We start from the raw sequence: 23,563 nt of genomic DNA, 5'->3' as shown, positions 1-23,563 counted from the left end.
CGTCAACACGGAGGTTGGGATGGCACACAAACGCGCGTCGATGGCGGATGTCGCACGGATCGCGGGGGTGTCGGCGCAGACCGTCTCTCGTGTCGTCAACGCCAGCCCGCGGGTCGACCCCGCCACCCGCGCCCGCGTCGAGGAGGCGATGGCCCGCAGCGGCTACCGCATCCACCGCGCCGCCCGGGCGCTGCGGACGGGGAGGTCCGGCACGATCGGCGTCGTCGTCTCGACGCTCGCGACGGTCGGCAACTCGCTCATGCTCGAAGCCGTGACCGATGCCGCCGCCGAACGCGAGCACGACGTCGCGGTGGTCGCCATCGGCTCCGGAGACGCCGCCGAAGCGCTCCAGCGGCTCAACGAGCAGGGAGTCGACGGCGTGGTCGTCATCAACGAAGCCTCCGCGCTCGTCCGCTCTGCCGATCTGCCGACCGCTCTTCGACTCGTCGTCGTCGACTCGCCGCCCGACGACCGGTTCGCCGGCGTGGAGACCGATCATGCCGGGGGAGCGGCCGGCGCGACCGCGCACCTGCTCGCACTCGGGCACGCCACGGTCGCGCACATCGCCGGGCCGACGACCTCGTACGCGGCCGCCGAGCGCGAGCGCGGATGGCGCGACACCCTCGAGGCGGCGGGGCGGCCGGTCGGCGCGCTCGTGCGCGGTTCCTGGACCTCGGCATCCGGCTACGAGGCAGCCCAGACACTCATCGACGACGGCGCCGTCGGCACCGCCCTGTTCGTCGCCAACGACCAGATGGCCCTCGGGGCGCTGCGCGCCCTCGCCGAGCACGGTGCGCGGGTGCCCGAAGACGTCAGCGTCGTCGGCTTCGACGACGTCGACGACGCGGCCAACTACCGGCCTCCTCTCACGACGGTGCGCCAGCACTTCGACCGGCTCGGCGCCCAGGCCGTCGCCGCTCTTCTCGACGAGGGCGACGACCTCGAGTCCACGTCGGCGACCGGGGCGACCCGCGCGGTGATGCCTGCCCCGCTCATCGTGCGCGACAGCACCGGCCCCGCGCCGGTCTGAGCGCGGCGCCTGCGCCGAGGTCAGTCGACGGCGACGGCGCGGATCGGTGTGGCGGCCTGCGGCTGCAGCACCGGCGGTCGGAGCCCGGTGGTCCCGCGTGGCGCCAGGCGACTTTCTACCCCTTCTCGCTCACGTCCCGCCTCGGCCGCGGCACCGCGCGGCGGGTCGAGATCGACGGCGCGCCGCGCGTGCAGAGCGCGCGCTTCGGCGACGTGTCCGCCGTCAACGCGGTCGTCACGACCGACGACGCCGACACGAGCGTGTTCTTCGTGAACCGCTCGGTGTCGGATGCCGCGGAGCTCGTGATCGATCTGCGCGAACTCGACGCGGCATCCCTCGCCGTCGTCGAGTCGTGGATGATCACCGATGCCGATTACCGGGTGAGGCCGCAGTCGCTGGAGGTCATCCGTCAGGGAGCGCCGTTCGTTGAGCGAGCGCAGCGAGTCGAAACGCAGCGCCGCGCCGGGATCAGTGAGCGGCGCGGCGCGCCTCCCAGCCGGTGCGCACCATCTCGTCGACGGTGTAGCGGTTGGTCCAGTCCAGGTCGCGGGCGGCCAGCTCCCCGGTGGCGACGATGCGGTCGGGGTCGCCCGGGCGGCGCGGACCGATCCTCGGCGTGAAGTCGATGCCGGTCACGCGGGCCATGGCATCCATGATCTCGCGCACGCTCAGGCCGTTCTGCGACCCCAGGTTGTACGCGGCCTCGATGGGCTCACCCGCCTCGAGTCGCTGCGCCGCGACGACGTGCGCGGCCGCGATGTCGCCGACGTGCACGTAGTCGCGCACGTTGGTGCCGTCGGGGGTGTCGTAGTCGTCGCCGTTGATCTGCGGGGTCTCGCCGGCGAGCAGCTTCTCGAACACGATCGGGAAGAGGTTGTGGGGGCTCGTGTCGTACACCGACGGGTCGGCCGAGCCGACCACGTTGAAGTAGCGCAGCGACGTGTGGCGGAGGGGCTGCTCGTCGGATGCCGTCGCCACGCCCTGATCGCGCAGCAGCCATTCGCCGATGAGCTTCGACTCGCCGTAGGGCGACGCGGGGCGCTTGGGCAGGTCCTCGGTCACCAGGGGCACGTCGGGGGTGCCATAGACCGCGGCCGAGGAGGAGAAGACGATGTTGTGCACACCGGCATCCGCCATGGCCGCCAGCACGACGCGGGTGCCCTCGACGTTCTGCTCGTAGGTGTGCAGCGGGCGCTGCACCGAGACGCCGGCGTACTTGAATCCGGCGACGTGGATCACGCCCGTGACGCCGTGTTCGCGCATCGTGTCGGCCAACAGCGCGCGATGCAGGATCGTGCCCTTCACGAACGGCACGCCCTTGGGCACGAACGACGCGTGGCCGCTCGAAAGGTCGTCCACGACGACCGGGGCGATGCCCGCCGCCTGCAGGGCGCGCACCACGTGCGCACCGATGTATCCCGCTCCGCCGGTCACAAGCCACGTCATGTGTCCATCCTGCCCGATGCGAGCCGGTGACCGATGCCGCGGGCCGGTGAACGCGTAGCATCGCGCCCATGACCCGCGTCGTGCTCGCCCCCGACAGCTTCAAGGGCTCGATCCCCGCTGCCGCGGCCGCCGCCGCACTGCGCGACGGGTGGCGGTCGGTGCGGCCGGCCGACGACGTGGTGCTGCGGCCGATGGCCGACGGGGGAGAGGGGACGTTGGACGCGTTCGCCGCTGCCGTCCCGGGCGCGACGCGGATGCCGCTCACGGTCACCGGGCCCGCGGGAACGCCCGTTGACACCGCATGGCTGCTGCTGCCGGACAGTACCGCGGTCGTCGAGCTCGCGGCGACGAGCGGGATCGAACTGCTCGGCGGCCGGTTGCGTCCCTGGGACGCGTCGACGCGCGGGTTCGGCGAGGCGATCGCCGCCGCGCTCGAGCACGGTGTGGAGCGCCTCGTCCTCGGCATCGGATCGAGCGCGTCCACCGATCTCGGCGTCGGTATGCTCTCGGCGCTCGGTGCCGGGTTCGTCGACGGCGCCGGAGCCGCGGTGCCCGACGGCGCCGGCGGGCTGGCGGCGATCGCCCACGTCGACACCGCTGCGCTGCGACAGCCTCCTGCCGGCGGCATCGTCGTGCTCTCCGATGTGACCACTCCGCTGCTCGGTCCCTCGGGTGCGGCCGCGGTCTTCGGCCCGCAGAAGGGCATCGACGACGTCGCCCGCGCAGAGGCGGGTCTCGCGCACGCCGCGTCGCTGTTCCCGCTCGATCCGATGGTGGCGGGCGCGGGCGCGGCGGGAGGCACCGGCTTCGCCCTGCTGACCTGGGGGGCGCGGCTCGTCTCGGGCGCTGAGGAGATCGCCCGCCTCGTGGGGCTGGTCGAGGCCGCCGCGACCGCCGATCTCGTCGTCACGGGTGAGGGGGCCTACGACGATCAGTCCGCGGCCGGAAAGGCCCCCTCCGTGGTCGCCGCGGCGGCCGGTGCGGCCGGAGTGCCGACGGCGCTCGTCGCCGGACGGGTCGCCCCCGCGGTGGATGCGACCGCGTTCTGCGCGGCGATCGCGCTCACCGACCTCGCCGGGTCGGCGGACGCCGCGCTCGCCGATCCCGCACGATGGCTGCGCGCCGCTGGGGCGCGGCTCGCAGCGGGCGTCGCACGCGTGGCCTGATGAGGGGGCGCCGCCGCGCCGGGCACGTCGCGTGTTGACGTCAACATCGCGACGGCAGCGGCATCCGCGCCTCCCACGGTGACGATCACCCCCAACCCCGCCTACGCCTCCGAGCCCTTCGAAGGGTGGGGGACCAGCCTGGTCTGGTTCGCGAACGCCACCGGTGGCTACCCGGAGGCGGTTCGCCAGGACCTCCTGGACAAGGTGTTCGGCGAGAAGGGGCTCAACCTCAACATCGCCCGCTACAACATCGGCGGCTGTTCTCGACGCCGCGAGCCCTCGGCACCGCAACCGTCTCGGCAGCGGGAACGATCGCCGTGACCGTTCCGACGGATGCCCCGGCGGGCGCGCACCGCCTCGCGGTGACCGACGCCTCCGGAGCGGTGATCGGGTGGTACGCGGTCACGGTGAGGGCAGCGCCGACGGCGCTGGCGACGTCCGGCGCCACGGCCCCGTTCGGTGTGGCTCTGGCCATCGCCATGCTCCTGGTCCTCGCCGGGGCCGCTTCCGTTCGTGCGGTCAGCGATCGGTGCGTGTCACGCGTCGCCCAGCGCGGCCGCGACGACGGCGCGGGCCTCGGCCTGCACCTCGCGCAGGTGCTCCTCGCCCCGCAGCGATTCGGCGTAGAGCTTGTACACGTCCTCCGTGCCCGACGGGCGTGCCGCGAACCACGCGTGCTCGGTCTGCACCTTGAGGCCACCGATCGCGGCGCCGTTGCCGGGCGCGTGCGACAGTTTCGCGGTGATCGGCTCGCCGGCGAGCTCGGTCGCGGTGACCGCCTCCGGGGCGAGCTTGGACAGGGCGGACTTCTGCGCCGGCGTCGCCGGGGCGTCCACGCGCTGATAGGCGGAGGCGCCGAACTCCGCCTCGAGCTCCGCGTAGCGCTGCGACGGGGTCTTGCCCGTCACCGCCAGGATCTCCGCGGCGAGCAGGCACAGCAGGATGCCGTCCTTGTCGGTCGTCCAGACGCCTCCGTCGAAGCGCAGGAAGGAGGCTCCCGCCGACTCCTCGCCGCCGAACGCGACCGACCCGTCGAGAAGGCCGGGAACGAACCACTTGAACCCGACCGGCACTTCGAGCAGGCGCCGACCGAGCGCCGCAGCGACCCGGTCGATGATCATCGACGAGACGAGGGTCTTGCCGACGGCGGCGTCGGCCGCCCACTGTGGGCGGTGCGCGTACAGGTAGTCGATCGCCACCGCCAGGTAGTGGTTCGGGTTCATCAGCCCGGCATCCGGCGTCACGATGCCGTGGCGGTCGGCGTCGGCGTCGTTGCCCGTGAGGATGTCGTACTCATGGCGTCGCGCCACGAGTGCGGCCATCGCGGACGGCGACGACGGGTCCATGCGGATCTTCTCGTCCCAGTCCAGTGTCATGAAGCGCCACGTCGGGTCGACCTCGGGGTTCACGACGGTGAGATCGAGTCCATAGCGGTCGCCGATCAACTGCCAGTACTCGACCGAGGCGCCGCCCAGGGGGTCCGCGCCGATGCGCACGCCCGCCTTCGCGATGGCGGCGACGTCGATGATGCTGCCGAGGTCGGCGACATAGCCCTCACGGAAGTCGTACGAACCGAGGGTGTCGGCGTCGATGTCCTTGAAGGGCGTGCGCCGCACGCCCTCGAGGCCGGCGGCGATGAGGGCATTGGCGCGGTCGGCGATCCAGCCGGTGGCATCGGTGTCGGCCGGGCCGCCGTGGGGCGGGTTGTACTTGAAGCCCCCGTCTCGCGGCGGGTTGTGCGAGGGGGTGACTACGATGCCGTCGGCGCGAGCGGGGTCGTCGGCGGCCAGATCGCGGTTGTAGGTGAGGATGGCGTGGCTGAGGGCCGGTGTCGGCACCCACGAATCGCGGGAGTCGGTACGGACGTCCACACCGTTGGCGACCAGGACCTCCACCGCCGTCCGCTCTGCCGGAAGCGACAGGCCGTGCGTGTCGCGACCGAGGAAGAGCGGACCGCTGATGCCCTGCGCCGTGCGGTAGTCGACGATCGCCTGGGTGGTCGCGAGGATGTGGTCCTCGTTGAAGCTCGTGCTCAGCGACGAGCCGCGGTGGCCGCTCGTGCCGAAGGCGACACGCTGTTCGGCGACGGCCGGATCGGGCTTGAGGTCGTAGTAGGCGGCGATGAGCTCATCGATGTCGACGAGGTCGGAGGCTTCGGCTGGCTGTCCTGCGCGGCTCATGTCCACAGTCTGTCACTGCCGCGGCGCCCGTGCTCACTCTCGGTGCAGGACCGATGTCGCCGTGCTGTCGGACAGCTTGTTGATGAGCGTGAGCGTGTCGGGCTTGCACCCGTACTTCGCGTCGCTTATCGGCGCGACCGAGATCTGCTGGCTGATGGCGCCGGCATCCGTGCCCTTGCCGTCGATCGTCGCGACGATCTCCAAGCCCGACGTGTCCTGGGTCTGGCTGCCGATCCCGTTGCCGGTGACCGTGTAGGTTCCCGTGATCGAGCCCTTGAAGTTGATGAGGATGGTCGTTCCCGACACGTTCGCGGTGACCTGCTCGGCCGGGGTCCACGTGTAGGTCCCGTCCTTGCGGAGGATGAGATCCGCGGTGCCCACCGGAGCGAACGTGGCACCCGATCCCGCCATGAGCGAGTTCACGTCGTTGTAGAACGCGGTGACCTGGTCCTGGCCCATGTGCCACGCGCCGACGAGGCAGGCGAGGTCGGCCGTGGGCGACGGCGAGGGCGTCGCTGTCGGAGTGGGCGTCGGCGTCGGGGTTGCGCTCGCAGAACCGGTCGGCGTGGGCTGGGTCGCCGGCTTCTCCTCGACGGGGGCGCATGCGCTCAACCCGAGCGCGAGGACGGCGGCGGTGACGACGGCGAGGGGGGAGAATCGGCGGATCACCCCTTCAGCGTAGGCTGTCACCCGTGACTTCCGCGCCTTCGCCGACCGGGGCGTCTGCGGCATCCGTGCCCGCGCGCCGTACCTACAGCTATCTCGGACCGGCCGGAACCTTCACCGAAGCGGCGCTGGCGCAGGTGCCCGAAGCGCGCGATCAGATCTGGCGTCCGGTGCGCAATGTCGCCGAAGCGCTCGCCGATGTCGTCGAGGGCCGGTCGGATGCCGCGATGATCGCGATCGAGAATTCGGTCGACGGCGGAGTGTCCACGGCGCAGGATGCGCTGGCCACGATGCCCGGGCTGAGAATCATCGGTGAGTATCTGGTCCGCGTGAACTTCGTGCTCGTCGCCCGCCCGGGAACCCGCATCGAAGACGTCACCCTCGTGGCCGCGCACCCGGTCGCCTACGCGCAGTGCCTGCGGTGGCTGTCGGCGCATCTGCCCGACCATGCGCACCTACCGGCGTCCAGCAATGTCGCCTCGGCCGTGGACATGCTGGAGGGGGTGAGCGACGCGGATGCCGCGGTGGCGCCGCCCGCGATCCTCGAACACCACGACCTTCAGCTGCTCGCCGAGGAGATCGGCGACAATGCCAACGCCGTCACCCGTTTCGTGCTGGTGGGCCGCACCGTGGCGCCGCCCGCGCCGACCGGCGCCGACAAGACCTCGCTGATCGTCGAGCTGCCCGAGGAGTACCCGGGCGCGTTGATGGAGATGCTCGAGCAGTTCGCCACGCGCGGGATCAACCTGTCGCTGCTCGCCTCGCGACCGATCGGCGACGCCCTGGGGCGCTACCGGTTCGTCATCGACGCGGACGGGCACATCCAGGACGAGCGCATGGCCGACGCGCTGCTGGGCCTGCGGCGGTTCAGCCCGAAGATGATCTATCTGGGCTCCTATCCGCGTGCCGACCGCGCGATCGTGCACTATCCGGAGCGCTATTCGGATGAGGTGTTCGTCGAGGCCCGGGACTGGCTGCGCGCGCTCATCTCCGGGGCGCCGGAGGCCTGAGCTTCCCGCCGCGCGCCTCAGGCCGCGAGGAGTTCCAGCGTCTGGACGCGGCCGGTCGCGGCGTTCATCGCCTCCCCGTCGTACGCACCCGACACGGGCGAGACCATGACCTCGTCGACGCCGTGGCGAGCGGCGAACGCCGACAGTGCGGCACGCGCCTCGTCGCCCGTGCCGACGAACCAACGCCGCCGGAGGGCGTCGATCAGGGGCGCGGCGAGACGGTCCTCCGCCTCCGCCGCCGCGGCCTGCTCGACGCTCTCCAGAGCCGTGAGCGGGCGCCCGCCGCGCAGACGCGCCATCATGCGTGCCTGCGGCAGCATGCGCTCCTCGGCCTCGGCCGTGGTGGCGGCGACGACCGCGTTGGCGGTGAGGAAGGTTCGGGGTGCGTCGAGGTGCGCCGACGGCTGGAACTGTCCGCGATAGAGATCGAGGGCCCGTTCGAGTCCCTCGCCGGAGAAGTGATTGGCGAACACGTAGGGCAGCCCGAATGCGGCCGCGAGCTGCGCCGAGTAGTCACTCGATCCGAGCAGCCACACCTCGGGCGCGCCCGTCGCCGCCGGCGTCGCGTGGATGCCGTAGCGGTCGTCGTCGCCGGCGCGGCCCGTGAGGCGCACCGTCGCACCCTCGGGCGACATGAGCGCGCCGATGTCGCGCACGTGATCGGGGAAGCGGTCGACGTCGCTGGAGGTGCCGCTCATGCGCAGCAGCTGGGTGATGACCGGGTCGCTTCCCGGAGCCCGCCCGAGGCCCAGGTCGATGCGGCCGGGAGCGATCGCTTCGAGGGCGGCGAACTGCTCCGCGACGACGAGGGGCGCATGGTTCGGCAGCATCACGCCGCCGGAGCCGACCCGGATGCGCGACGTGCGTGCGGCGGCGGCGGCGATCAGCACGGGCGGGGTGGTCGACGCGACAGCCGGCATGTTGTGGTGCTCCGCGAACCAGTAGCGGCGGTAGCCCAGATCATCGGCGCGCTGTGCCAGAGCCAGCGAGGCGGCGACCGCCTGCGTGCTGGTCTGGCCGGTACGGACGGGTACGAGGTCGAGAACAGAGAGTGCGGGAGACATCGACGGAAACAACCCCGCGACCGCCCGCCGCATTCCACAGCCGGGATTCACCGGGCGTTCTTGACGGCCTCGTAGGCCGCCAGCGCGGCGTCGCGCGATGCCTTCAGATCGACGAGGGGCTCCCTGTCCGCGGCATCCGGCGCCCACTCGCGGACGTACCGTCCGTCGGGGTCGAACTTCTTCGCCTGCAGCTCCGGGTTGAAGATGCGGAAGTAGGGGGCGGCATCGGCTCCCGAGCCGGCGACCCACTGCCAGTTGAAGGGGTTGCTCGCGGCATCCGCGTCGACGAGGGTGTCCCAGAACCACTCCTCGCCGCGGCGCCAGTCGATGAGGAGGTTCTTGATGAGGAAGGATGCCGTCACCATCCGCACCCGGTTGTGCATGAAGCCCGACACCCAGAGCTCGCGCATCCCGGCATCCACGAGGGGCACGCCCGTCTCGCCCCGTTGCCACGCCCGCAGCATGGAGGGCTTGAGCCGGGGCCACGGGAAGGCGTCGTACGCGGACTTCAGGTTCTTCGCCGCGAGGTCGGGGGCATGGAAAAGGGTGTGCCAGGCGAACTCGCGCCAGCCGACCTCGGAGAGGAAGCCTCCGACGTGGGCTCCCGACGCCACCGCGGCGTGCCAGACCTGGTGAGGGCTGAGTTCTCCCCAGCGCAGCCGCGGCGACAGCATCGAGGTCGCGCCTCCGGCGGGTTCGTCGCGGGCGCGGTCGTAGTCGGCGACATCCTCGGCGAGGAACTCCCGCAGGCGGCGGCGCGCGGCCAGCTCGCCGGGTGTCCAGCGTTCGCGCAGCCCGCCCGCCCAGTCCGGTCTCGTCGGCAGGAGGCCCCAGTCGTCGAGGTCGTCGGATGCCGGGTACGTCGACGCCCCGCGCAGCTCGCGCGGCTCCGGCAGGGGCTCGCGCGGAGCGGGCAGCTGCCGGCACGCCTTCCAGAACGGCGTGAACACCCCGTAGGGGGTGCCCGCGCCGGTGCGGACGGTCCATGGCTCGAACAGCAGCGACGCCGCGAACGAGCTCACCTCGAGGCCGCCCGCTCGCAGCGACGTCTTGAGCCCGGCATCCACCTCGCGCTCGGGCGCGCTGTACCGCCGGTTCCAGAACACCGCGCCGGCGCCGACCTCGCGGGCGAGTGAAGGGATGACCTCGGATGCGGCGCCGCGGCGCAGGACGAGGCGGGTGCCCTTCTCGCGCAGGCGCTCGCCGAGCGCGGTGAGGGAGTGATGCAGCCACCACCGGGCGGCGCCGCCGAGGGGGCGCATGCCCGGCGACTCCTCGTCGAGCACATAGACCGCGATCACGGGCTCGGCGCGATCGACGCCCGCATGCAGCGCGGGATTGTCCGCGAGGCGGAGGTCGTCGCGGAACCAGACGAGGCTCGGGGATGCCGGCATGGCTCCATCGTGCCGGGTGCGTCGGGCTGCGGCGAGCCCTTGCGTATGCGGTGTCCGGCGGGCTAGAGCGTGGGGGAGGTGTGCCCGGTGGGTACGGCGAGCCGGAGCGCGCCGGCGTGGATGCGCACGTCGACGGCCGTGGCCTCGCCGAACTCGTCCCCGTCGAGCTGCACCGGCGTGGCGACGCCGGCGGCGATCTGGATGCCGGTACCGCGTGCGTACCGGATGGAGTTGTCCCGGGTGCGCAGCCGCAGAATGCGCCGTCCGGCGCGGAACCTGCGCAGCACGCTGTTGTCCCAGGCGACGCGGCGCCACACGGCGAGCCAGCCGAAGGCCGTCTTGGGTTGGAAGATCGCGATGTCGAGCTGCCCGTCGGCGACCGACGCCTCGGGGATCAGCTCCAGACCGGCCGGCAGCGAGCCGCAGTTGGCGAAGAGCACGCTCTGCACGTGTGCGCGGTGCATCCGGTGGCCGGCGACCTGGTACATGATGCCGAAGGGTTTGGCCTTCACGAGCGAGCGGGCGGCGCCGTCGACGTAGGCGACCCACCCGACCTTCTTCTTCAGATCGCCGCTGGTGTTGGCGATCATGGCGGCATCCAGACCCATGCCGCCCATCACGACGAACGCACGCTCCTCCCGCTGTCCGTCGGGGCGCACCAGCTCCGCGAACCCCACATCGATCGCGTGGACATCGCCCGCGAAGGTCGCCGCGATCATGGCGTCGGGATCGGAAAGGGGAAGCTGGAGGTTGCGGGCGAGCAGGTTGCCCGTGCCGCTCGGCACGATCGTCAGCGGCACCTCCACGCCCGCCATGGCCTCGCTGACCGCGCGGACCGTGCCGTCGCCGCCCGCGACGAGCACCGCATCGGCTCCGGCCGCGATCGCCTCGCGCGCCAGACCGTCGCCGAGTTCGTCGACGGTCGTCTCGTAGAAGAGCGGCTCGGCCCACCCTGCGTCGGCGGAGTGACGGGTCACCGCATCGCGCAGCTGATCGACCTCGACCTTGATCGGGTTGTAGACCAGCGCCGCGCGGCGAGGCGACGCCTCATCACCGGAGGGTGCAGTGACGTCAGCGGATGCCATGCGGCTAAACATACCCGGCGGTGAACATCAGCGGCGGGGCGGGCACGTCCGGGTAGACCAGGCCCGTCGGACTCGTCCACTCGAGCACGCCGCCCGGACGCTGGACGACCCGCCACGCCGTGCGGTGCTTCAACACGTGATGCCGTCGACACAGGTGCGCGAGGTTCCCGATCGAGGTCGGCCCGCCGTGCTCGCGAGCGTGGGTGTGGTCGATGTCGCACCGCCGCGCGGGCTGACGGCACCCGGGGAACCGGCAGTGTCGGTCGCGGGCAACCAGTGCGGCGCGGATGGCGGTCGAGGGGCGGTAGGCCTCGGTCGCCAGCACGTGACCCGAAGAATCGGTCAGCAACCGCGTCCAGGTGGTGGCGCCGGCGGCGAGTCGGCGCGCGGAGTCGGGATCGATCGGGCCGCTGGTCGCGAGGGCCCCGGCCTCGCCTCCACCGGCGAGCGTCGTCACCGGCACGATGACGTGCACCTGCGCGTGGATCGCCTCGCCGGTCGGGATCGAAGACGCGGATTCTGCTGATGTCGCGTGGCCGGTCAGGATCAGATCGGCCAGCACGTCGGCACGCACCTGCGACAGCGTGCGGACATCGCTTGCGGGAGCCTCACCGCAATCGCGGGCGCCCTCGGCGTGGTTGGCATCGGGCTTCTCTCGCGCGTCGATGACTGCGCGGGCAAGGCGGGTGGCGCGGTCGAAGGCGCCGTGCGCGACGGCCGCGGCGCAGCGGAGGACCAGATCTGCCATGCCGTCGTCACCGTCATCGACCCAGACGCGACGCGCGGCGGCTGCGAGGGTGTGGCGCTCTTGTGAGGGGACGGGGTCGAACCGCTGGGCGAGCAGGCGCGCGGCGGGGCGCAGCCGGCCCGGGCTCTCGCGTCGCGCGTGATCGAGCGCCGCCGCCTCGTACGCGCCGCGCGCCGCCTCATCGTCGATGTGGGCTCCCGCATCGACGATCGCGTTGAGGTGCGCCCGTTCGATCTCGCCCTTGCCGAGCGCGTCGACCGTTGCGCCGAACCTCCCGAGCGCCATCACCGCGTCATCCATCCGCGCGTGGATCGTGCGGTCGGAAGCGCGGACGGCCGCGGCGAGCTCGGCGGCGATCTCGCGCACCGCCAGATCGCTTCTCTCCGCGCCTCGCGAGGTCGCGAGCGCCATGGCTTCGGCCAGGACCCTGAGTTCGGCCGCGTCGGCCGCCGCTTTCGCGGCCCGGGCTGCGACGACGCGCTGCGTGAGCGTGCGCAGAACCTCCACCTGGGCGGGGGTAAGTCCGGCCGGAGGCGTGGGTTCCGCCGTGAGCGGCGTGGTCGCTGACATGCCTCCATCCTCCCAGCCCCCTCCGACATCCCGGGCATTAAAATCCCTGGTCAGATTCATATTGTGGACAACTTCGTGAGACGTCGGCCGGCGTACATCTGTGGAGGAGGGGTTGCGCACCCGCCGTCGTGCCCGACGACCGAGCAGGGGCGACCCCGCGAACTAGACTTGTCGGGTGATCGATCTCGCCCTTCTCCGCGACAATCCGGACCTCGTCAAGCGCTCGCAGGAGGCGCGCGGCGAGTCGGCCGACACCGTCGACGCCGCGATCGAAGCCGACCGCGCCCGGCGCGCGGCGATCACGGCGTTCGAAGAGCTGCGCGCCGCGCAGAACGCCCACGGCAAGTCCGTGGCCTCGGCGCCGAAGGAGGACAAGCCCGCGCTCGTCGCGCAGGCCAAGGAGCTGAGCGACCGTGTGAAGGCGGCGCAGCAGGCCGTCACCGCGGCCGAAGAGGCCGCCGACGCGGCCCTCGCCCGCATCGAGAACATCGTCATCGACGGGGTTCCCGCCGGCGGCGAGGAGAACTTCGTCACCGTCCGTACGCACGGCGAACCGGCATCCTTCGACTTCGAGCCCCTCGACCACCTCGCCCTCGGTGAGAAGCTCGGCGCGATCGACATGGAGCGCGGCACCAAGGTCTCCGGCAGCCGCTTCTACTTCCTCACCGGCATCGGCGCCCGCCTCGAGTACGCCCTCATGTCCCTCGCGCTCCAGCGCGCGGTGGATGCCGGGTTCATCCCCATGATCCCGCCGACGCTCGTGCGCCCCGAGGTCATGCGCGGCACCGGCTTCCTCGGACAGCACGCCGACGAGGTCTACAAGCTCGAGGCCGACGACCTCTACCTCGTCGGCACGAGCGAGGTCCCCCTTGCGGGCTACCACATGGGCGAGATCCTCGACCTGACCGCCGGTGCGAAGCGCTACGCCGGCTGGTCCACCTGCTACCGGCGCGAAGCCGGGTCGTACGGCAAGGACACCCGCGGCATCATCCGGGTGCACCAGTTCAACAAGCTCGAGATGTTCGTCTACACGACTCCCGACGACGCCGAGGCCGAGCACCTGCGCCTCGTCGCTCTGCAGGAGCAGATGCTGCAGGACCTCGGTCTCAGCTACCGCGTGATCGACGTGGCTGCGGGGGACCTCGGCTCCAGCGCCGCGCGCAAGTACGACGTCGAAGCCTGGGTGCCCACGCAGGGCTCGTACCGGGAGCTCACCTCCACCAGCAACTGCACGACCTACCAGGCGCGACGCCTCGACGTGCGCTACCGGCCGAGCGTCGAGGGCGTGGCGAGCAAGACCGCTCCGGTCGCGACGCTGAACGGCACCCTCGCGACCACCCGATGGATCGTGGCGCTGCTGGAGACCCACCAGCGCGCCGACGGGTCGGTGGTGATCCCCGAGGTGCTGCGGCCCTACCTCGGCGGCCTCGAGGTGGCGGAGCCGATCGCATGAGCGGCCCGCGCGCCGAAGACCGTCTGCCGCCCACGGGTGCGATCGAGGTCGTCGACGCGCCGAAGGCCGCGCACCTCGTCGACGATCTGGCGACGGATGCCGAGAACCCCGCCGTCGCGACGGAGCGCCTGCTCATCGCGCTCGACGTCGACGGCACGGTGCTGCTGGAGGACGAGACCCTCAGTCCGGGTGTCGTGGAGGCCGTCGCGCACGCCCATCGCGCCGGACACGAGGTGATGCTCGCCACGGGCCGCAGCTGGGAGGGCACCCGCGGCATCCAGCACGTGCTCGAGCTCGCCCCGGAGTACGCGGTCTGCTCCAACGGCGCCGTCATCATGAAGCGCGTCGGGGGCGACTTCGCGGAAGAAGGCCGCTACGAGCGCTTCCACGTCGAGACGTTCGACCCCTCGGAGGTCGTCGACCTCTTGCGCGCGCACCTGCCGCACGCGAAGTACATGGTGGAACTCGCCGACGGCGAGCGACTCTACACCGAGCGGCTCGACGATTGGAACCTGGCGCACGCGCGCCGAGTCGACTTCGCCGAGCTCGTCGCGCAGCCCGTCTGCCGCGTCGTCGTGGTCGCGCCCGACGAGACCGACGAGGACTTCCTGGCCCTCGTCGAACGCATCGGCCTCACCGAGGTCTCGTATGCCGTGGGCTGGTCGGCGTGGCTCGACATCGCGCCGCAGGGCGTCGACAAGTCGACCGCCCTGGAGCGCGTGCGAACCTGGCTCGGCGTGGAGAGCGAGCGCGTGCTGGTGATGGGCGACGGTCGCAACGACCTCGGCATGTTCCGCTGGGCCCTCGATCACGGCGGCCGTGCCATCGCGATGGGACAGGGGCCCGACGAGGTGCGCCGTGAAGCGGGAGAGGTCACGGCTTCGGTGCACGCCGGCGGCGTCGCCGACATCCTGCGCGAACTCTGACGTCTTTTCAGCCGCCGCCCAGGACGACGCGCGATGATGGGCATCGTGCGTCGACTAGACTCGTCGCCTGTCTGAGGGATGCCGCGGCATCCATCGGGAGGGTTGTCCGAGCGGCCGATGGACCCGGTCTTGAAAACCGGTGGGCAGAGATGTCCCGTGGGTTCGAATCCCACACCCTCCGCAGAAGCGGTCGTGCCCGCTGTCGAAAGGTCCCCCGTGAGTCCACGCCCCGAGCGCCCTCGTCGGCAGCCCGTCGCCCGCCACGGCATCCTGAAGTCTCCGCACCCGCTTTCGCAGGTGCTCGCGATCCTCGCGGCGATCGTCGCGGTCGCCGTGGTGAGCACGACGGCCGTGGGCGCGTTCTATGTGTGGGATGCCGCGCGTGCCGTACAAGCCGCCGGTGTCTCGATCGGTGGCGATGACGTTCAGCTGCCGCCCACGCTCGGCGAGATCGAGGGCGGCGCCAACATCCTCGTCGTCGGCACCGACTCGTGCGAGGGGCCCAACGCCGCCCTCTCCGGTGCTTGCCAGGCCGGCGACACCGACGGCGAACGCAACGACGTCACGATGCTCGTGCACATCTCCGATCAGCCGCGTCGCGTCACGGTCGTTTCCTTTCCGCGCGACATGATCGTGCCGATCCCTTCGTGCACCGGCCCGGACGGCACGCAGTACTCGGCGATGAGCGGCCAGATGCTCAACGCCTCGTACATGTACGGCGGCCTCACCTGCACCGTGGCGACCATCGAGAAGCTGACCGGCGTCGACATCCAGTTCGCCGCTGCGACGCGATGGACGGGTGTCATCGCGATGTCCGACGCCATCGGTGGCGTCGACGTCTGTGTCGCCGACGACATCAGCGACAGCCACACCGGGCTCAACCTGACCAAGGGCGAGCACACGCTGAAGGGCGTCGAGGCGCTGCAGTTCCTGCGCATCCGTCACGGCATCGGCGACGGCTCGGACCTCGGACGCATCTCGAACCAGCAGCAGTTCCTGAGCTCTCTGGTGCGCAAGCTGCAGTCCGAGGGTGTGCTGGGCAACCCGGCGACCCTCTTCAACCTCGCCAACACCGCGATCTCGCAGGTGACCGCCGATCCACCGCAGGTGGTGCTCAGCAAGTCGTTGGCGAACCCGCAGAGCATGGTGCAGATCGCGATGGCGGTGCGCAGCGTGCCGTACCAGGACATCGTCTTCGTGCAGTACCCCACGGTGTATGCGACCGGCGGCTCCCGTGTCGACCCCGTCACCTCGGCGGCCAAGGTGCTTTTCGACGCGCTCGCCAACAACCAGCCGATCCAGCTGACCGGGTCGACGAGCGACGGCTACGGCACCGAGGTCGTCGGTGAGGCGACGCCGTCGCCCGCCGACCCTGGCGCCACGCCCAGCCCGGCCGCCACCGGCGACGCCGGCGCGACGGCTGCGGCACCGACGCCCACGCAGGAGGCCGTGCAGCTGCCGTCGTCGATCACCGGGCAGACCGCGGCCCAGGTGACCTGCACCGTCGCCCAGCGCTGATCGTGCCATCGACCGGATGCGGCCGCACCCGGTTCGGCAGTGCGGTGCGAACCCGTTATGATTGCGGGGTGCGTTCGCGCGGCTCCGGCCGAAGAACGCCTGGAGACGTCGCATAGTCAGGCCTAGTGCACCACCCTGCTAAGGTGGAGTCCCCTTACGGGGACCGAGGGTTCAAATCCCTCCGTCTCCGCTCTGAGACTGAGACATGACAGTCCTGTAGCTCTCTTGCGATGCCTCAGTGCGTCGGCGACATAGATCTGACCGGTGCCTGCGCCAAACCAGGCTCTTCCCAGATGAGGGTGTAGGTGGGCCTTGACCCCGGATCGTGGACACGGTGTCATTTCGGTTATGCCGCTTCCGTGAGGGTAGCTGATCTCGCGGCCGCGTAGGTGTTCTCGTAGCTGTTCGGGGTGATCTGGCCGATCGCGGAGTGGCGTCGGCGCGTGTTGTATCGGTTCGTCCACCGGAACACGGCCCGGTAGGCGGTGGCTTGATCGGGGAACGCCGACGCGCCTTGGAGGAGCTCGCGTTTGAGCGCGGCGTTGAAGCTCTCGGCCAGCGAGTTGTCGGCGCTCGTGCCCACCGCGCCCATGGACTGGGTCACCTTGAGCTGCTCGCAGAGTGCTGCGTAGGCTTTCGACGCGTAGACCGAGCCGTGGTCGCTGTGGAACACTGCGCCGGCCAGCGATCCGCGGTCGCGGTGCGCGCCGCGGAGAGCGCCTTCGACGAGTTCGGTGCGCATGTGGTCGGCGACCTGCCAGCCGGCGAGCTTGCGCGACCCGAGGTCGATGCAGGTCGCCAGATACAGGTTGCTGCCGTCCGCGATGGGGAGGTAGGTGATATCGCCGACATACCTGCGGTTCGGCTCCCCGGTGCTGAAGTCCCGCCCGACCAGGTCGGGGAACTTCCGTCCGGACTGGTCCGGGATCGTGGTCTTCACCCGGCGGCGCAGTCGGATCCCCGCGAGCGCGTGTTCCCGCATCACCCGAGCGACCCGCTTATGATTCACCCGCCCGGCGGCGGGGACGCCGTCGTTGAGGTCGGCAGTGATCCTCGGTGCCCCGTAGGCGCGGTCACCACCCTGCGCGGGGTCCTGCAGCACCCGGATCCGTGCCGCCAACCGGGCGTCGTCCGCGGCTCGCGCGGCCCGTCCCGGGGCTGCGGCCAGCCACGCGTAGAACGAGGACCGGGCGATCTCGATGACCTCACACAACCGCTTCACGCCGTAGGCGTCCTTGTGGTCCTCGACGAACTGGAAGCGGTTCACCAGTTCGTCTCCGCAGCGAAATACTTCGCCGCCTGACGGAGGATGTCCCGCTCCGTCTCGAGCTTGACCTGCTCCGCTCTCGAGACCGCTAACTCGGCTTCCAACCGGATGATCCTCGCCGCCTGCGACTCCGACCGCACCGACACCGGCGGCGACACCGAACCGGCCGCAGCGGTCCCGGATCCGAGCTTGTCGACCCATTCCTTCAACGCACCACGGGAGATCCCCAAATCGGCCGCGATCGCTTTCAGCGTCGCGCCCGGCGTGGACTCGTACAAATCCACCGCACGCTGCCGGAACTCGTCCGTGTAGTTCTTCCTTGCCATCCCTCAGATTCTCGCTTCCCCAGCATCGTGCTGGAATCAGCGTGTCCAAGATCAGGGGTCAAGCCCCGGTCGGCAGGCCGGCTTCGGCCGCCCTGACCTGACCGCCTTCGCGTCCTATCCCAATCGGCTCTGATCGGGTCTGCTGATCCTCTCGACGAGAACGCAGCGACATCACAGCCACCCAACCCCGTGTCGACGGCGCTCGAAAACTGGACAGTAGCGGCGCTTGAAAAGTGAACACTCAACGATTGGAGAGTGATCACTTTGGAGGACTGGGCGTTGATCCGGAGGCTGGCCGGCGAGGGCGTGCCGAACGCGCATATTGCCGAGCGGTTGGGGATCTCGAGGACCACGGTCATCAAGGCGGTGAACTCGGAATCGCCGCCTCACTATGAGCGGACAGCGGCGCCGACGTCGTTCACACCGTTCGAGTCGCGGGTGCGTGCGTTGCTGCTGGAGACGCCGACGATGCCGGCGACGGTGCTCGCGGAGCGGGTCGGGTGGACGGGCTCGATCCGGTGGTTCCGTGACAACGTGAAGCGGTTGCGGCCCGAGCAGCAGCGTCTCGATCCCGCGGATCGGATCACGTGGGCGGCGGGGGACGCGGCGCAGTGCGATTTGTGGTTCCCGCCGAAGAAGATCCCGCTCGAGGACGGGACAGCGAAGCTGTTGCCGGTGCTGGTGATCACCCCGGCGCATTGCCGGTTCACGACGGGAGTGATGATCCCGACTCGGAAGACCGAGGATCTGCTGCTCGGGACCTGGCAGCTGATCGAGCAGCTCGGCCGGGTTCCGCGTCGGCTGATCTGGGACAACGAGCCCGGCATCGGGCGAGGACGCCGTCACGCGGACGGAGTCGACGCGTTCATGGGAACCCTCGCGGCCAAGCTCGTGCTGCTGCCGCCGCGGGATCCGGAATCGAAAGGGATCGTGGAACGCCGCAACGGTTGGTTCGAGACATCGTTCATGCCGGGCCGGTCATTCGCCTCGCCCGCGGACTTCAACGAGCAGTTCACCGACTGGCTCGGAGTCGCCAACCAGCGGAGGGTGCGCACCCTGGCCGCCTCTCCGATCTCGCTGCTGCCTGCGGATCTGGCGGCGATGTTGCCGTTGCCGCCGATCCCGTTGCATCTGGGCTGGCGGAACCGGATCCGGCTCGGCCGCGACTACTACGTCCGCATCGACACGAACGACTACTCCGTCGACCCGCGCGCGATCGGCAGGATCGTCGACGTCACCGCGGACCTGGACCGGGTCCGCGTCCGCCTCGATGGACGGATCATCGCCGACCACACCCGTGTCTGGGCGCGAGGAATGGTGATCACCGACCCCGCGCATCGAGAAGCTGCGGCCGTCCTACGACGCGAGTTCCAGCAGCCGCGACTTGTTCCAGTCGGCGACGATCTGACTCGGGATCTCGCGGACTACGACCGCGCGTTCGGGCTCGTCGAGGGGAGCAACTGATGGCCGGCAAGACCGACGTCGCAAAGCAGATCACCTATCTCGCCGGCGCACTCAAGGCACCCCGGATCACGGAGGCCGCAGCCCGGATGGCGGACCAAGCACGCGACGCCGGTTGGTCGTTCGAGGACTACCTCGCCGCCGTCCTCGAACGCGAAGTGAGCGCTCGCAACGCCTCCGGCGCGGAGCTGCGGATCAAAGCCGCTGGCTTGCCGAGCCGGAAGACGCTCGAGGACTTCGACTGGGACGCGCAACCGGCCACTCGGCAGCAGATCGCCGCGCTCGCTTCAGGAGGGTTCCTCCTCGAAGCGCAGAACGTGGTCCTGCTCGGCCCTCCCGGGACGGGGAAGACGCACCTCGCGACCGCGCTCGGGATCGTCGCTGCCCGCCACGGGCACCGGGTGTTGTTCGCGACTGCGACGGACTGGGTCACCCGCCTCACCGACGCCCACCGGCAAGGCAACCTGCCACGAGAGCTCACCCGGCTTCGCCGTTACGGACTGATCATCGTCGACGAAGTCGGCTACCTCCCGTTCGAACAAGACGCCGCCAACCTCTTCTTCCAGCTGGTCTCGTCACGCTACGAACACGCGTCGCTGATCCTGACCTCGAACCTGCCGTTCTCCAGCTGGGGTGGCGTCTTCGGCGACCAGGCCGTCGCCGCCGCGATGATCGACCGCATCGTTCACCACGCCGACGTCCTCACCCTCAAAGGCGCCAGCTACCGCCTCCGCGGCAGAGGCATCGACAGCCTCCCCAGCATCCGCACCACCACCGACGAAACACCTAGCTAGACTGCCCGCAACCGTTCACTTTTCGAGCGCCGAAAGTGACCAGGATTCACGCGCCGCCGACACCCCGACCGTCCGGGTAGCCGGGACACATCACATGGCCTGTGCTGCGGGCGTGTCGAGTGTGTCGTCCAGGGGCGACGCGGGATGCGTCAACGCGACGTGCTCAGAGGTGGTTCCAGTCGAGCACGAGCACACCGGCTACATGCATTGCGATAGGTCAGGAACGGCGTCGCTCCCTACGCATGAGGGAGCGCAGAGTCTCGGCGTTCGCGTAGCCGACCCGTAGCGCGATCTCGGCGGAGGTGAGGTCCGTGGTTGCTGAGAGGTGCCGAGCTCGTTCGATGCGAAGCCGTTGGACGAAGCCGAGCGGAGTGAGGTTGAGCGCCGCACGGACTCGTCGTTCGAGGGTGCGCCGGCTGGTGCCGAGCGACTGCGCGACGAAGGCGACGTTGAACGGTTCGTCCAGGCGGGCGCGCACGAAGCGTTCGAACTCGACGACGATCGGGTCCTCGTGCCGGAGATGTTCGTAGGCGACGAAGGCCGCCTGCGACGGGCGCTCGTCGATGATGAGGAGCTTGGCGACATGTTGGGCCAGGTCGGGGCTGATCGATCGCACGAGGGAGAGCGCGAGGTCGATGTGGGCGAACGCGGCACCGGCGGTGACGAGGTTCCCGTCGACCACGACCATGGTGTCGAGATCGAGGGCGACGGTCGGATAGCGCTTCAGGAACTCCGGCCCCAGGAACCAGCTGGTCGTCGCCCGCCGATGATGCATCCGTCCGGTCTCGGCCACAGCGAACACGCCGGTGCACGCCGCGGCGATCCGGGTGGTCGCCTCGTCGAGGCGCCCGAGCGAGGCGATGACCGAACGAGCATCTCGGCTCTGGAGGACGTCGTTGGTAGCGGCGGCCGTAAGGGTCCCGAGCGCAGGGACGACCACCACGTCGAACTCTCCGGACTCCGACAGCGGGTGGTCCACCGACAGGGTCATCGATGCCGTCGTGGTCACTCGCCGTTTCGGTCCGAGGATGGCGAGTTCGATCGGGTCGATCCGCGGGTCGACATCGCCGCGGGCACCGTCGGCCACCCGCACGATGTCGATGATCGACGCGATAGCCGAACCGAAGCAGCCGTCGATCGCGATCAGTCCGATACGCATGACGTAAACAATAGCAATACTGCCGTATACGCCACTCCCCACCGGCCCTCGCTCGTCATACGCTGAACTCGTCCCACGAAGAACCCCTACTCAAGGAGAGTCCCTCATGTCCACACCCGCATCACTTCCGTATGCCTTCGTCGCCAAGATCGTCGCGGCCGATGGACAGCACGACGCGGTCGCCGATCTGCTCGCCGGCGCTGTCGCACTCGCCAACGAAGAAGTAGGAACGATTGTCTGGTTCGCGGTCAGGACCCACGCCGACACCTTCTGGATCTTCGATGCATTCCCCGACGAGGCCGCTCGCGACGCCCACGCCAACGGCGCCATCGTCGCAGCCCTGATGGCCAACCAGCACCTCCTCGGCGCAGCACCCGAGATCCTGGCGGCCGACGTCCTCGCGTCCAAGCTCCCGTAGTCCGCCAACGCACGAGACGATCGCGCCCCGCCGAGCCGTCGCCAGGTCGCGACGCAACGCCATGCTGCGTTGCCGAGCGGTGCGAGGCCTATCGGCACACCGACAGGATGCCGGCCGCGAGCGCTCGGCCGGCGAGGGGGTCCGTCGCAGAGAAGAGCGACGTCGGTGTCGGGCAGAGCCGTGAGGCCAGTGCATCGCGCGACCCCCAGAACCGAACCGCCCCTGACCTGCGTTTCCGCAGGTCAGGGGCTGTTCGCCGGAGCCGCCTGTCGGAATCGAACCGACGACCTCATCACGTCGACTTTGCGTCTATCGCTTGATGCGCCCACTGGGCGAACGAGCCGCTGACCTTCGCAAACGCCGAGCGTGGGGGGCGCCGCCATCCGGTGGTGGCCGGGAAACAGGGTCCGGTGGAAGCGTTCGTTCTTGCCTTGCGTGGTCGGCTTGTGGGGCTGTGATCGGCTTCACCCCGAGCCGGGTGACGTAGTCGACGAGCTGCCCGACGATCCCGTGCCGTGACGGGTTCAATGCGACACCGTTATCGGTGAGCAGGCGTTGCGGGACGCCGTGCGCGGCGATGCCTTTCGCGACGACGTGCACGCCGAAGTCTCGCCAGCGGCGACGTGGGACGCCACCGCGAGGCGGGAGTGATCATCGATGAGCTGGAAGATCACGCATTTGCGGCCGCCGGCGAGGACATACTCGGTCGCGTCCAATTGCCAGCACGCGTTCGGCGCCGGGTAGACGAACCGGCGATACGCAGCGCGCGGCTTCTTCTTCGCTCAGCACGCGCGACGCCGGCCCGGCGGAAGATCCGCGCCACCGACGCCGGGCTCGGACGGGGTCACTCACCCCATCACACCGGCCGAAGTGACACCACCAAGACCGCCGGAAGTGTCACGGATGTCCTCATGCAGAACCGTCACCGATGTCCTGCGAGATGACAGGACAAAGCTCCCGATAGGAACGAAAGTCAGGCCGATTCACTCGGTCAAACGCGTCGAACGTGCCACCGACGCACCAGTTCCCCTCGCCGGCTTCCGTGGGCGCAGCACGACGCCCGCGGGCGCTGGGGGAGCGCACGCGGGCGTCGCGGAGAGGATCCACCTACTCGCCTGCGCTGCCGCAGGGTGTCCAGAGGAAACGCCGGTGGTGGGGGGTCGGCGCGCGGCGGAGAGTCGGCGGATCCGCGAGTCAGCCTTCGGCGGAGAAGCCCATGGGCTCGCCGCCGAGGCCGGCCTGGGCGTCCGAGTCCGCGCCGGGGACGCGCATCTCGAACGTCGAGTCGACGACGGTGTAGTCGAAGTAGCCCATCCGGGCGATCGGGCGCACCTTGGCGATGTCGACGCGTCCGTCGGGGGTCAGGGAGTTCTCGTCCATGTGGATGCGTTCGACCGTCGCATACACGACGTCGATCGTGCCCACCGTCGAGTTGCCCTTGAGGCGGTGCGTCGAGAGGTACTTGCACTCGAAGTGGAAGGGGCTCTCGGCGACCATGGGTGCTGCCGACAGATCGGCGGCGCGGCGGGTGACGCCGGCGTGGTCGAATTCGTTGACCTCCGGCGGCAGCGCCATCGCGCTGATGTTGACGGCGTCGCGCAGCGCCCAGGTAGCCATGTTCCAAACGAACCAGCCGGTCTCCTCGGCGTTGATGACGGTGTCCTTGCGACGTCCGTCGGGGTACTGGTTCGCCGCGAACATCACCATCGGGGGGTCGAAAGTGAGGTTCTGCCACTGGCTGTAGGGGGCCAGGTTCTCCACGCCCTCGCTGCTGACGCTCGAGAGCCAGCCGATCGGACGCGGGACGGTCAGTCCCTTGAAGGGTGAATGCGGGGTGGGGCTCTTCTCGCGAGCCGGATCGAACTTCATGGTGCGGCGCTTT

The 23,563-nt window shown here is 70.1% G+C and carries 21 protein-coding genes, 2 tRNA genes and 1 pseudogene; 12 read left to right on the top strand and 12 right to left on the bottom strand.

Annotated features, from left to right (window positions below; translation table 11 throughout):
• Nucleotides 1-19 precede the first annotated feature (19 nt).
• Nucleotides 20-1,030, top strand: coding sequence for a LacI family DNA-binding transcriptional regulator (locus JOE53_RS11535; protein WP_204947797.1), 1,011 nt, complete (start codon nucleotides 20-22; stop codon nucleotides 1,028-1,030).
• Between the two features lie 115 nt (nucleotides 1,031-1,145).
• Here the strand turns inward: JOE53_RS11535 and JOE53_RS11530 are convergent, their stop codons facing one another.
• Nucleotides 1,146-1,394: a hypothetical protein gene (locus JOE53_RS11530; protein ID WP_204947796.1), complete on the bottom strand. Its 249-nt coding sequence runs from the start codon at nucleotides 1,392-1,394 to the stop codon at nucleotides 1,146-1,148.
• A gap of 104 nt (nucleotides 1,395-1,498) precedes the next feature.
• Nucleotides 1,499-2,476: a UDP-glucose 4-epimerase GalE gene (galE, locus tag JOE53_RS11525; RefSeq protein ID WP_204947795.1), complete on the bottom strand. Its 978-nt coding sequence runs from the start codon at nucleotides 2,474-2,476 to the stop codon at nucleotides 1,499-1,501.
• Between the two features lie 68 nt (nucleotides 2,477-2,544).
• Between galE and JOE53_RS11520 the strand changes: the two genes are divergently transcribed.
• Together JOE53_RS11520 and JOE53_RS11515 are read left to right on the top strand one after the other, a co-directional pair.
• Nucleotides 2,545-3,642 (top strand): glycerate kinase, encoded by a 1,098-nt coding sequence (locus JOE53_RS11520; RefSeq protein WP_204947794.1) that lies wholly within the window; start codon nucleotides 2,545-2,547, stop codon nucleotides 3,640-3,642.
• Nucleotides 3,643-3,720: 78 nt separating this feature from the next.
• Complete coding sequence (locus JOE53_RS11515; RefSeq protein WP_061683795.1) at nucleotides 3,721-3,963, top strand: hypothetical protein; 243 nt, start codon at nucleotides 3,721-3,723, stop codon at nucleotides 3,961-3,963.
• A 215-nt stretch (nucleotides 3,964-4,178) separates the two neighbouring features.
• Here the strand turns inward: JOE53_RS11515 and pgm are convergent, their stop codons facing one another.
• Together pgm and JOE53_RS11505 are read right to left on the bottom strand one after the other, a co-directional pair.
• Nucleotides 4,179-5,822: a phosphoglucomutase (alpha-D-glucose-1,6-bisphosphate-dependent) gene (gene pgm / locus JOE53_RS11510; protein ID WP_204947793.1), complete on the bottom strand. Its 1,644-nt coding sequence runs from the start codon at nucleotides 5,820-5,822 to the stop codon at nucleotides 4,179-4,181.
• A 33-nt stretch (nucleotides 5,823-5,855) separates the two neighbouring features.
• Complete coding sequence (locus JOE53_RS11505; RefSeq protein WP_231860951.1) at nucleotides 5,856-6,491, bottom strand: hypothetical protein; 636 nt, start codon at nucleotides 6,489-6,491, stop codon at nucleotides 5,856-5,858.
• Between the two features lie 23 nt (nucleotides 6,492-6,514).
• On the opposite strand from JOE53_RS11505, the gene pheA reads away from it, so the two are divergent.
• Nucleotides 6,515-7,498, top strand: a complete 984-nt coding sequence (pheA, locus tag JOE53_RS11500) for a prephenate dehydratase (protein ID WP_005054570.1) — start codon at nucleotides 6,515-6,517, stop codon at nucleotides 7,496-7,498.
• Nucleotides 7,499-7,515: 17 nt separating this feature from the next.
• On the opposite strand, the gene JOE53_RS11495 is transcribed toward pheA, so the two are convergent.
• The 4 genes from JOE53_RS11495 to JOE53_RS11480 form a co-directional block, all read right to left on the bottom strand.
• Nucleotides 7,516-8,595 (bottom strand): LLM class flavin-dependent oxidoreductase, encoded by a 1,080-nt coding sequence (locus JOE53_RS11495; protein WP_204948228.1) that lies wholly within the window; start codon nucleotides 8,593-8,595, stop codon nucleotides 7,516-7,518.
• Between the two features lie 14 nt (nucleotides 8,596-8,609).
• Nucleotides 8,610-9,956: a cryptochrome/photolyase family protein gene (locus tag JOE53_RS11490; protein WP_204947792.1), complete on the bottom strand. Its 1,347-nt coding sequence runs from the start codon at nucleotides 9,954-9,956 to the stop codon at nucleotides 8,610-8,612.
• A gap of 62 nt (nucleotides 9,957-10,018) precedes the next feature.
• On the bottom strand, nucleotides 10,019-11,041 hold the full coding sequence (locus tag JOE53_RS11485) for a diacylglycerol/lipid kinase family protein (RefSeq protein WP_204947791.1): 1,023 nt from the start codon (nucleotides 11,039-11,041) through the stop codon (nucleotides 10,019-10,021).
• A 4-nt stretch (nucleotides 11,042-11,045) separates the two neighbouring features.
• Complete coding sequence (locus JOE53_RS11480; RefSeq protein ID WP_204947790.1) at nucleotides 11,046-12,359, bottom strand: HNH endonuclease signature motif containing protein; 1,314 nt, start codon at nucleotides 12,357-12,359, stop codon at nucleotides 11,046-11,048.
• 175 nt (nucleotides 12,360-12,534) lie between these two features.
• On the opposite strand from JOE53_RS11480, the gene serS reads away from it, so the two are divergent.
• The 5 genes from serS (at nucleotide 12,535) to JOE53_RS11455 (ending at nucleotide 16,446) form a co-directional block, all read left to right on the top strand.
• Nucleotides 12,535-13,812, top strand: a complete 1,278-nt coding sequence (serS, locus tag JOE53_RS11475; RefSeq protein WP_204947789.1) for a serine--tRNA ligase — start codon at nucleotides 12,535-12,537, stop codon at nucleotides 13,810-13,812.
• Nucleotides 13,809-14,738: an HAD family hydrolase gene (locus JOE53_RS11470; protein WP_204947788.1), complete on the top strand. Its 930-nt coding sequence runs from the start codon at nucleotides 13,809-13,811 to the stop codon at nucleotides 14,736-14,738. The genes serS and JOE53_RS11470 overlap by 4 nt, the downstream gene beginning before the upstream one ends.
• Before the next feature lie 96 nt (nucleotides 14,739-14,834).
• Nucleotides 14,835-14,919, top strand: a tRNA-Ser gene (locus tag JOE53_RS11465).
• A 35-nt stretch (nucleotides 14,920-14,954) separates the two neighbouring features.
• The gene (locus tag JOE53_RS11460; RefSeq protein WP_204947787.1) at nucleotides 14,955-16,256 is read left to right on the top strand and encodes an LCP family protein; all 1,302 of its coding nucleotides are present in this window, start codon (nucleotides 14,955-14,957) and stop codon (nucleotides 16,254-16,256) included.
• Between the two features lie 101 nt (nucleotides 16,257-16,357).
• Nucleotides 16,358-16,446: transfer RNA gene (locus JOE53_RS11455), tRNA-Ser, on the top strand.
• A gap of 156 nt (nucleotides 16,447-16,602) precedes the next feature.
• Here JOE53_RS11455 and JOE53_RS11450 read toward each other — a convergent pair.
• A protein-coding gene (locus JOE53_RS11450; RefSeq protein ID WP_204946851.1) for an IS3 family transposase occupies nucleotides 16,603-17,849 on the bottom strand; the annotation gives its coding sequence in 2 pieces (ribosomal slippage) (nucleotides 16,603-17,537 and nucleotides 17,537-17,849; 1,248 coding nt in all).
• A gap of 255 nt (nucleotides 17,850-18,104) precedes the next feature.
• Here JOE53_RS11450 and istA point away from each other — a divergent pair.
• Both istA and istB read left to right on the top strand, forming a co-directional pair.
• Nucleotides 18,105-19,313, top strand: a complete 1,209-nt coding sequence (gene istA / locus JOE53_RS11445; protein WP_204946859.1) for an IS21 family transposase — start codon at nucleotides 18,105-18,107, stop codon at nucleotides 19,311-19,313.
• Nucleotides 19,313-20,104 carry an IS21-like element helper ATPase IstB gene (istB, locus tag JOE53_RS11440; protein ID WP_204946858.1) on the top strand — a complete coding sequence of 264 codons (792 nt, stop codon included), beginning with the start codon at nucleotides 19,313-19,315 and terminating at the stop codon, nucleotides 20,102-20,104. Before istA ends, istB begins: the two co-directional genes overlap by 1 nt.
• Before the next feature lie 217 nt (nucleotides 20,105-20,321).
• Here the strand turns inward: istB and JOE53_RS11435 are convergent, their stop codons facing one another.
• Nucleotides 20,322-21,263: a GlxA family transcriptional regulator gene (locus tag JOE53_RS11435; protein ID WP_204947786.1), complete on the bottom strand. Its 942-nt coding sequence runs from the start codon at nucleotides 21,261-21,263 to the stop codon at nucleotides 20,322-20,324.
• Between the two features lie 106 nt (nucleotides 21,264-21,369).
• On the opposite strand from JOE53_RS11435, the gene JOE53_RS11430 reads away from it, so the two are divergent.
• Entirely contained in the window at nucleotides 21,370-21,681 is a 312-nt protein-coding gene (locus JOE53_RS11430) for a putative quinol monooxygenase (protein ID WP_033107114.1), read from the top strand.
• Nucleotides 21,682-22,079: 398 nt separating this feature from the next.
• On the opposite strand, the pseudogene JOE53_RS11425 reads toward JOE53_RS11430, so the two are convergent.
• Nucleotides 22,080-22,525 (bottom strand): annotated as a pseudogene (locus tag JOE53_RS11425) (DDE-type integrase/transposase/recombinase); the annotation flags it as partial.
• A 350-nt stretch (nucleotides 22,526-22,875) separates the two neighbouring features.
• Nucleotides 22,876-23,550 (bottom strand): flavin reductase family protein, encoded by a 675-nt coding sequence (locus tag JOE53_RS11420; protein ID WP_016463657.1) that lies wholly within the window; start codon nucleotides 23,548-23,550, stop codon nucleotides 22,876-22,878.
• Nucleotides 23,551-23,563 lie beyond the last annotated feature (13 nt).

It is taken from the genome of Microbacterium laevaniformans (assembly GCF_016907555.1).
In the GTDB taxonomy this organism is placed as follows: Bacteria; Actinomycetota; Actinomycetes; order Actinomycetales; family Microbacteriaceae; genus Microbacterium; species Microbacterium laevaniformans.
Note: the sequence above shows the minus strand (reverse complement) of the source record. Positions and strands in the feature narration are given on the sequence as shown.

Excerpts from the sequence above, each read along its gene's own strand:
- JOE53_RS11535 (WP_204947797.1), top strand. The coding sequence starts at position 20 with ATGGCACACAAACGCGCGTCGATGGCGGATGTCGCACGGATCGCGGGG.
- galE (WP_204947795.1), bottom strand. The coding sequence starts at position 2,476 with ATGACGTGGCTTGTGACCGGCGGAGCGGGATACATCGGTGCGCACGTG.
- JOE53_RS11520 (WP_204947794.1), top strand. The coding sequence starts at position 2,545 with ATGACCCGCGTCGTGCTCGCCCCCGACAGCTTCAAGGGCTCGATCCCC.
- pgm (WP_204947793.1), bottom strand. The coding sequence starts at position 5,822 with ATGAGCCGCGCAGGACAGCCAGCCGAAGCCTCCGACCTCGTCGACATC.
- JOE53_RS11495 (WP_204948228.1), bottom strand. The coding sequence starts at position 8,595 with ATGCGGCGGGCGGTCGCGGGGTTGTTTCCGTCGATGTCTCCCGCACTC.
- JOE53_RS11490 (WP_204947792.1), bottom strand. The coding sequence starts at position 9,956 with ATGCCGGCATCCCCGAGCCTCGTCTGGTTCCGCGACGACCTCCGCCTC.
- JOE53_RS11485 (WP_204947791.1), bottom strand. The coding sequence starts at position 11,041 with ATGGCATCCGCTGACGTCACTGCACCCTCCGGTGATGAGGCGTCGCCT.
- JOE53_RS11480 (WP_204947790.1), bottom strand. The coding sequence starts at position 12,359 with ATGTCAGCGACCACGCCGCTCACGGCGGAACCCACGCCTCCGGCCGGA.
- JOE53_RS11470 (WP_204947788.1), top strand. The coding sequence starts at position 13,809 with ATGAGCGGCCCGCGCGCCGAAGACCGTCTGCCGCCCACGGGTGCGATC.
- istB (WP_204946858.1), top strand. The coding sequence starts at position 19,313 with ATGGCCGGCAAGACCGACGTCGCAAAGCAGATCACCTATCTCGCCGGC.
- JOE53_RS11435 (WP_204947786.1), bottom strand. The coding sequence starts at position 21,263 with ATGCGTATCGGACTGATCGCGATCGACGGCTGCTTCGGTTCGGCTATC.
- JOE53_RS11430 (WP_033107114.1), top strand. The coding sequence starts at position 21,370 with ATGTCCACACCCGCATCACTTCCGTATGCCTTCGTCGCCAAGATCGTC.
- JOE53_RS11420 (WP_016463657.1), bottom strand. The coding sequence starts at position 23,550 with ATGAAGTTCGATCCGGCTCGCGAGAAGAGCCCCACCCCGCATTCACCC.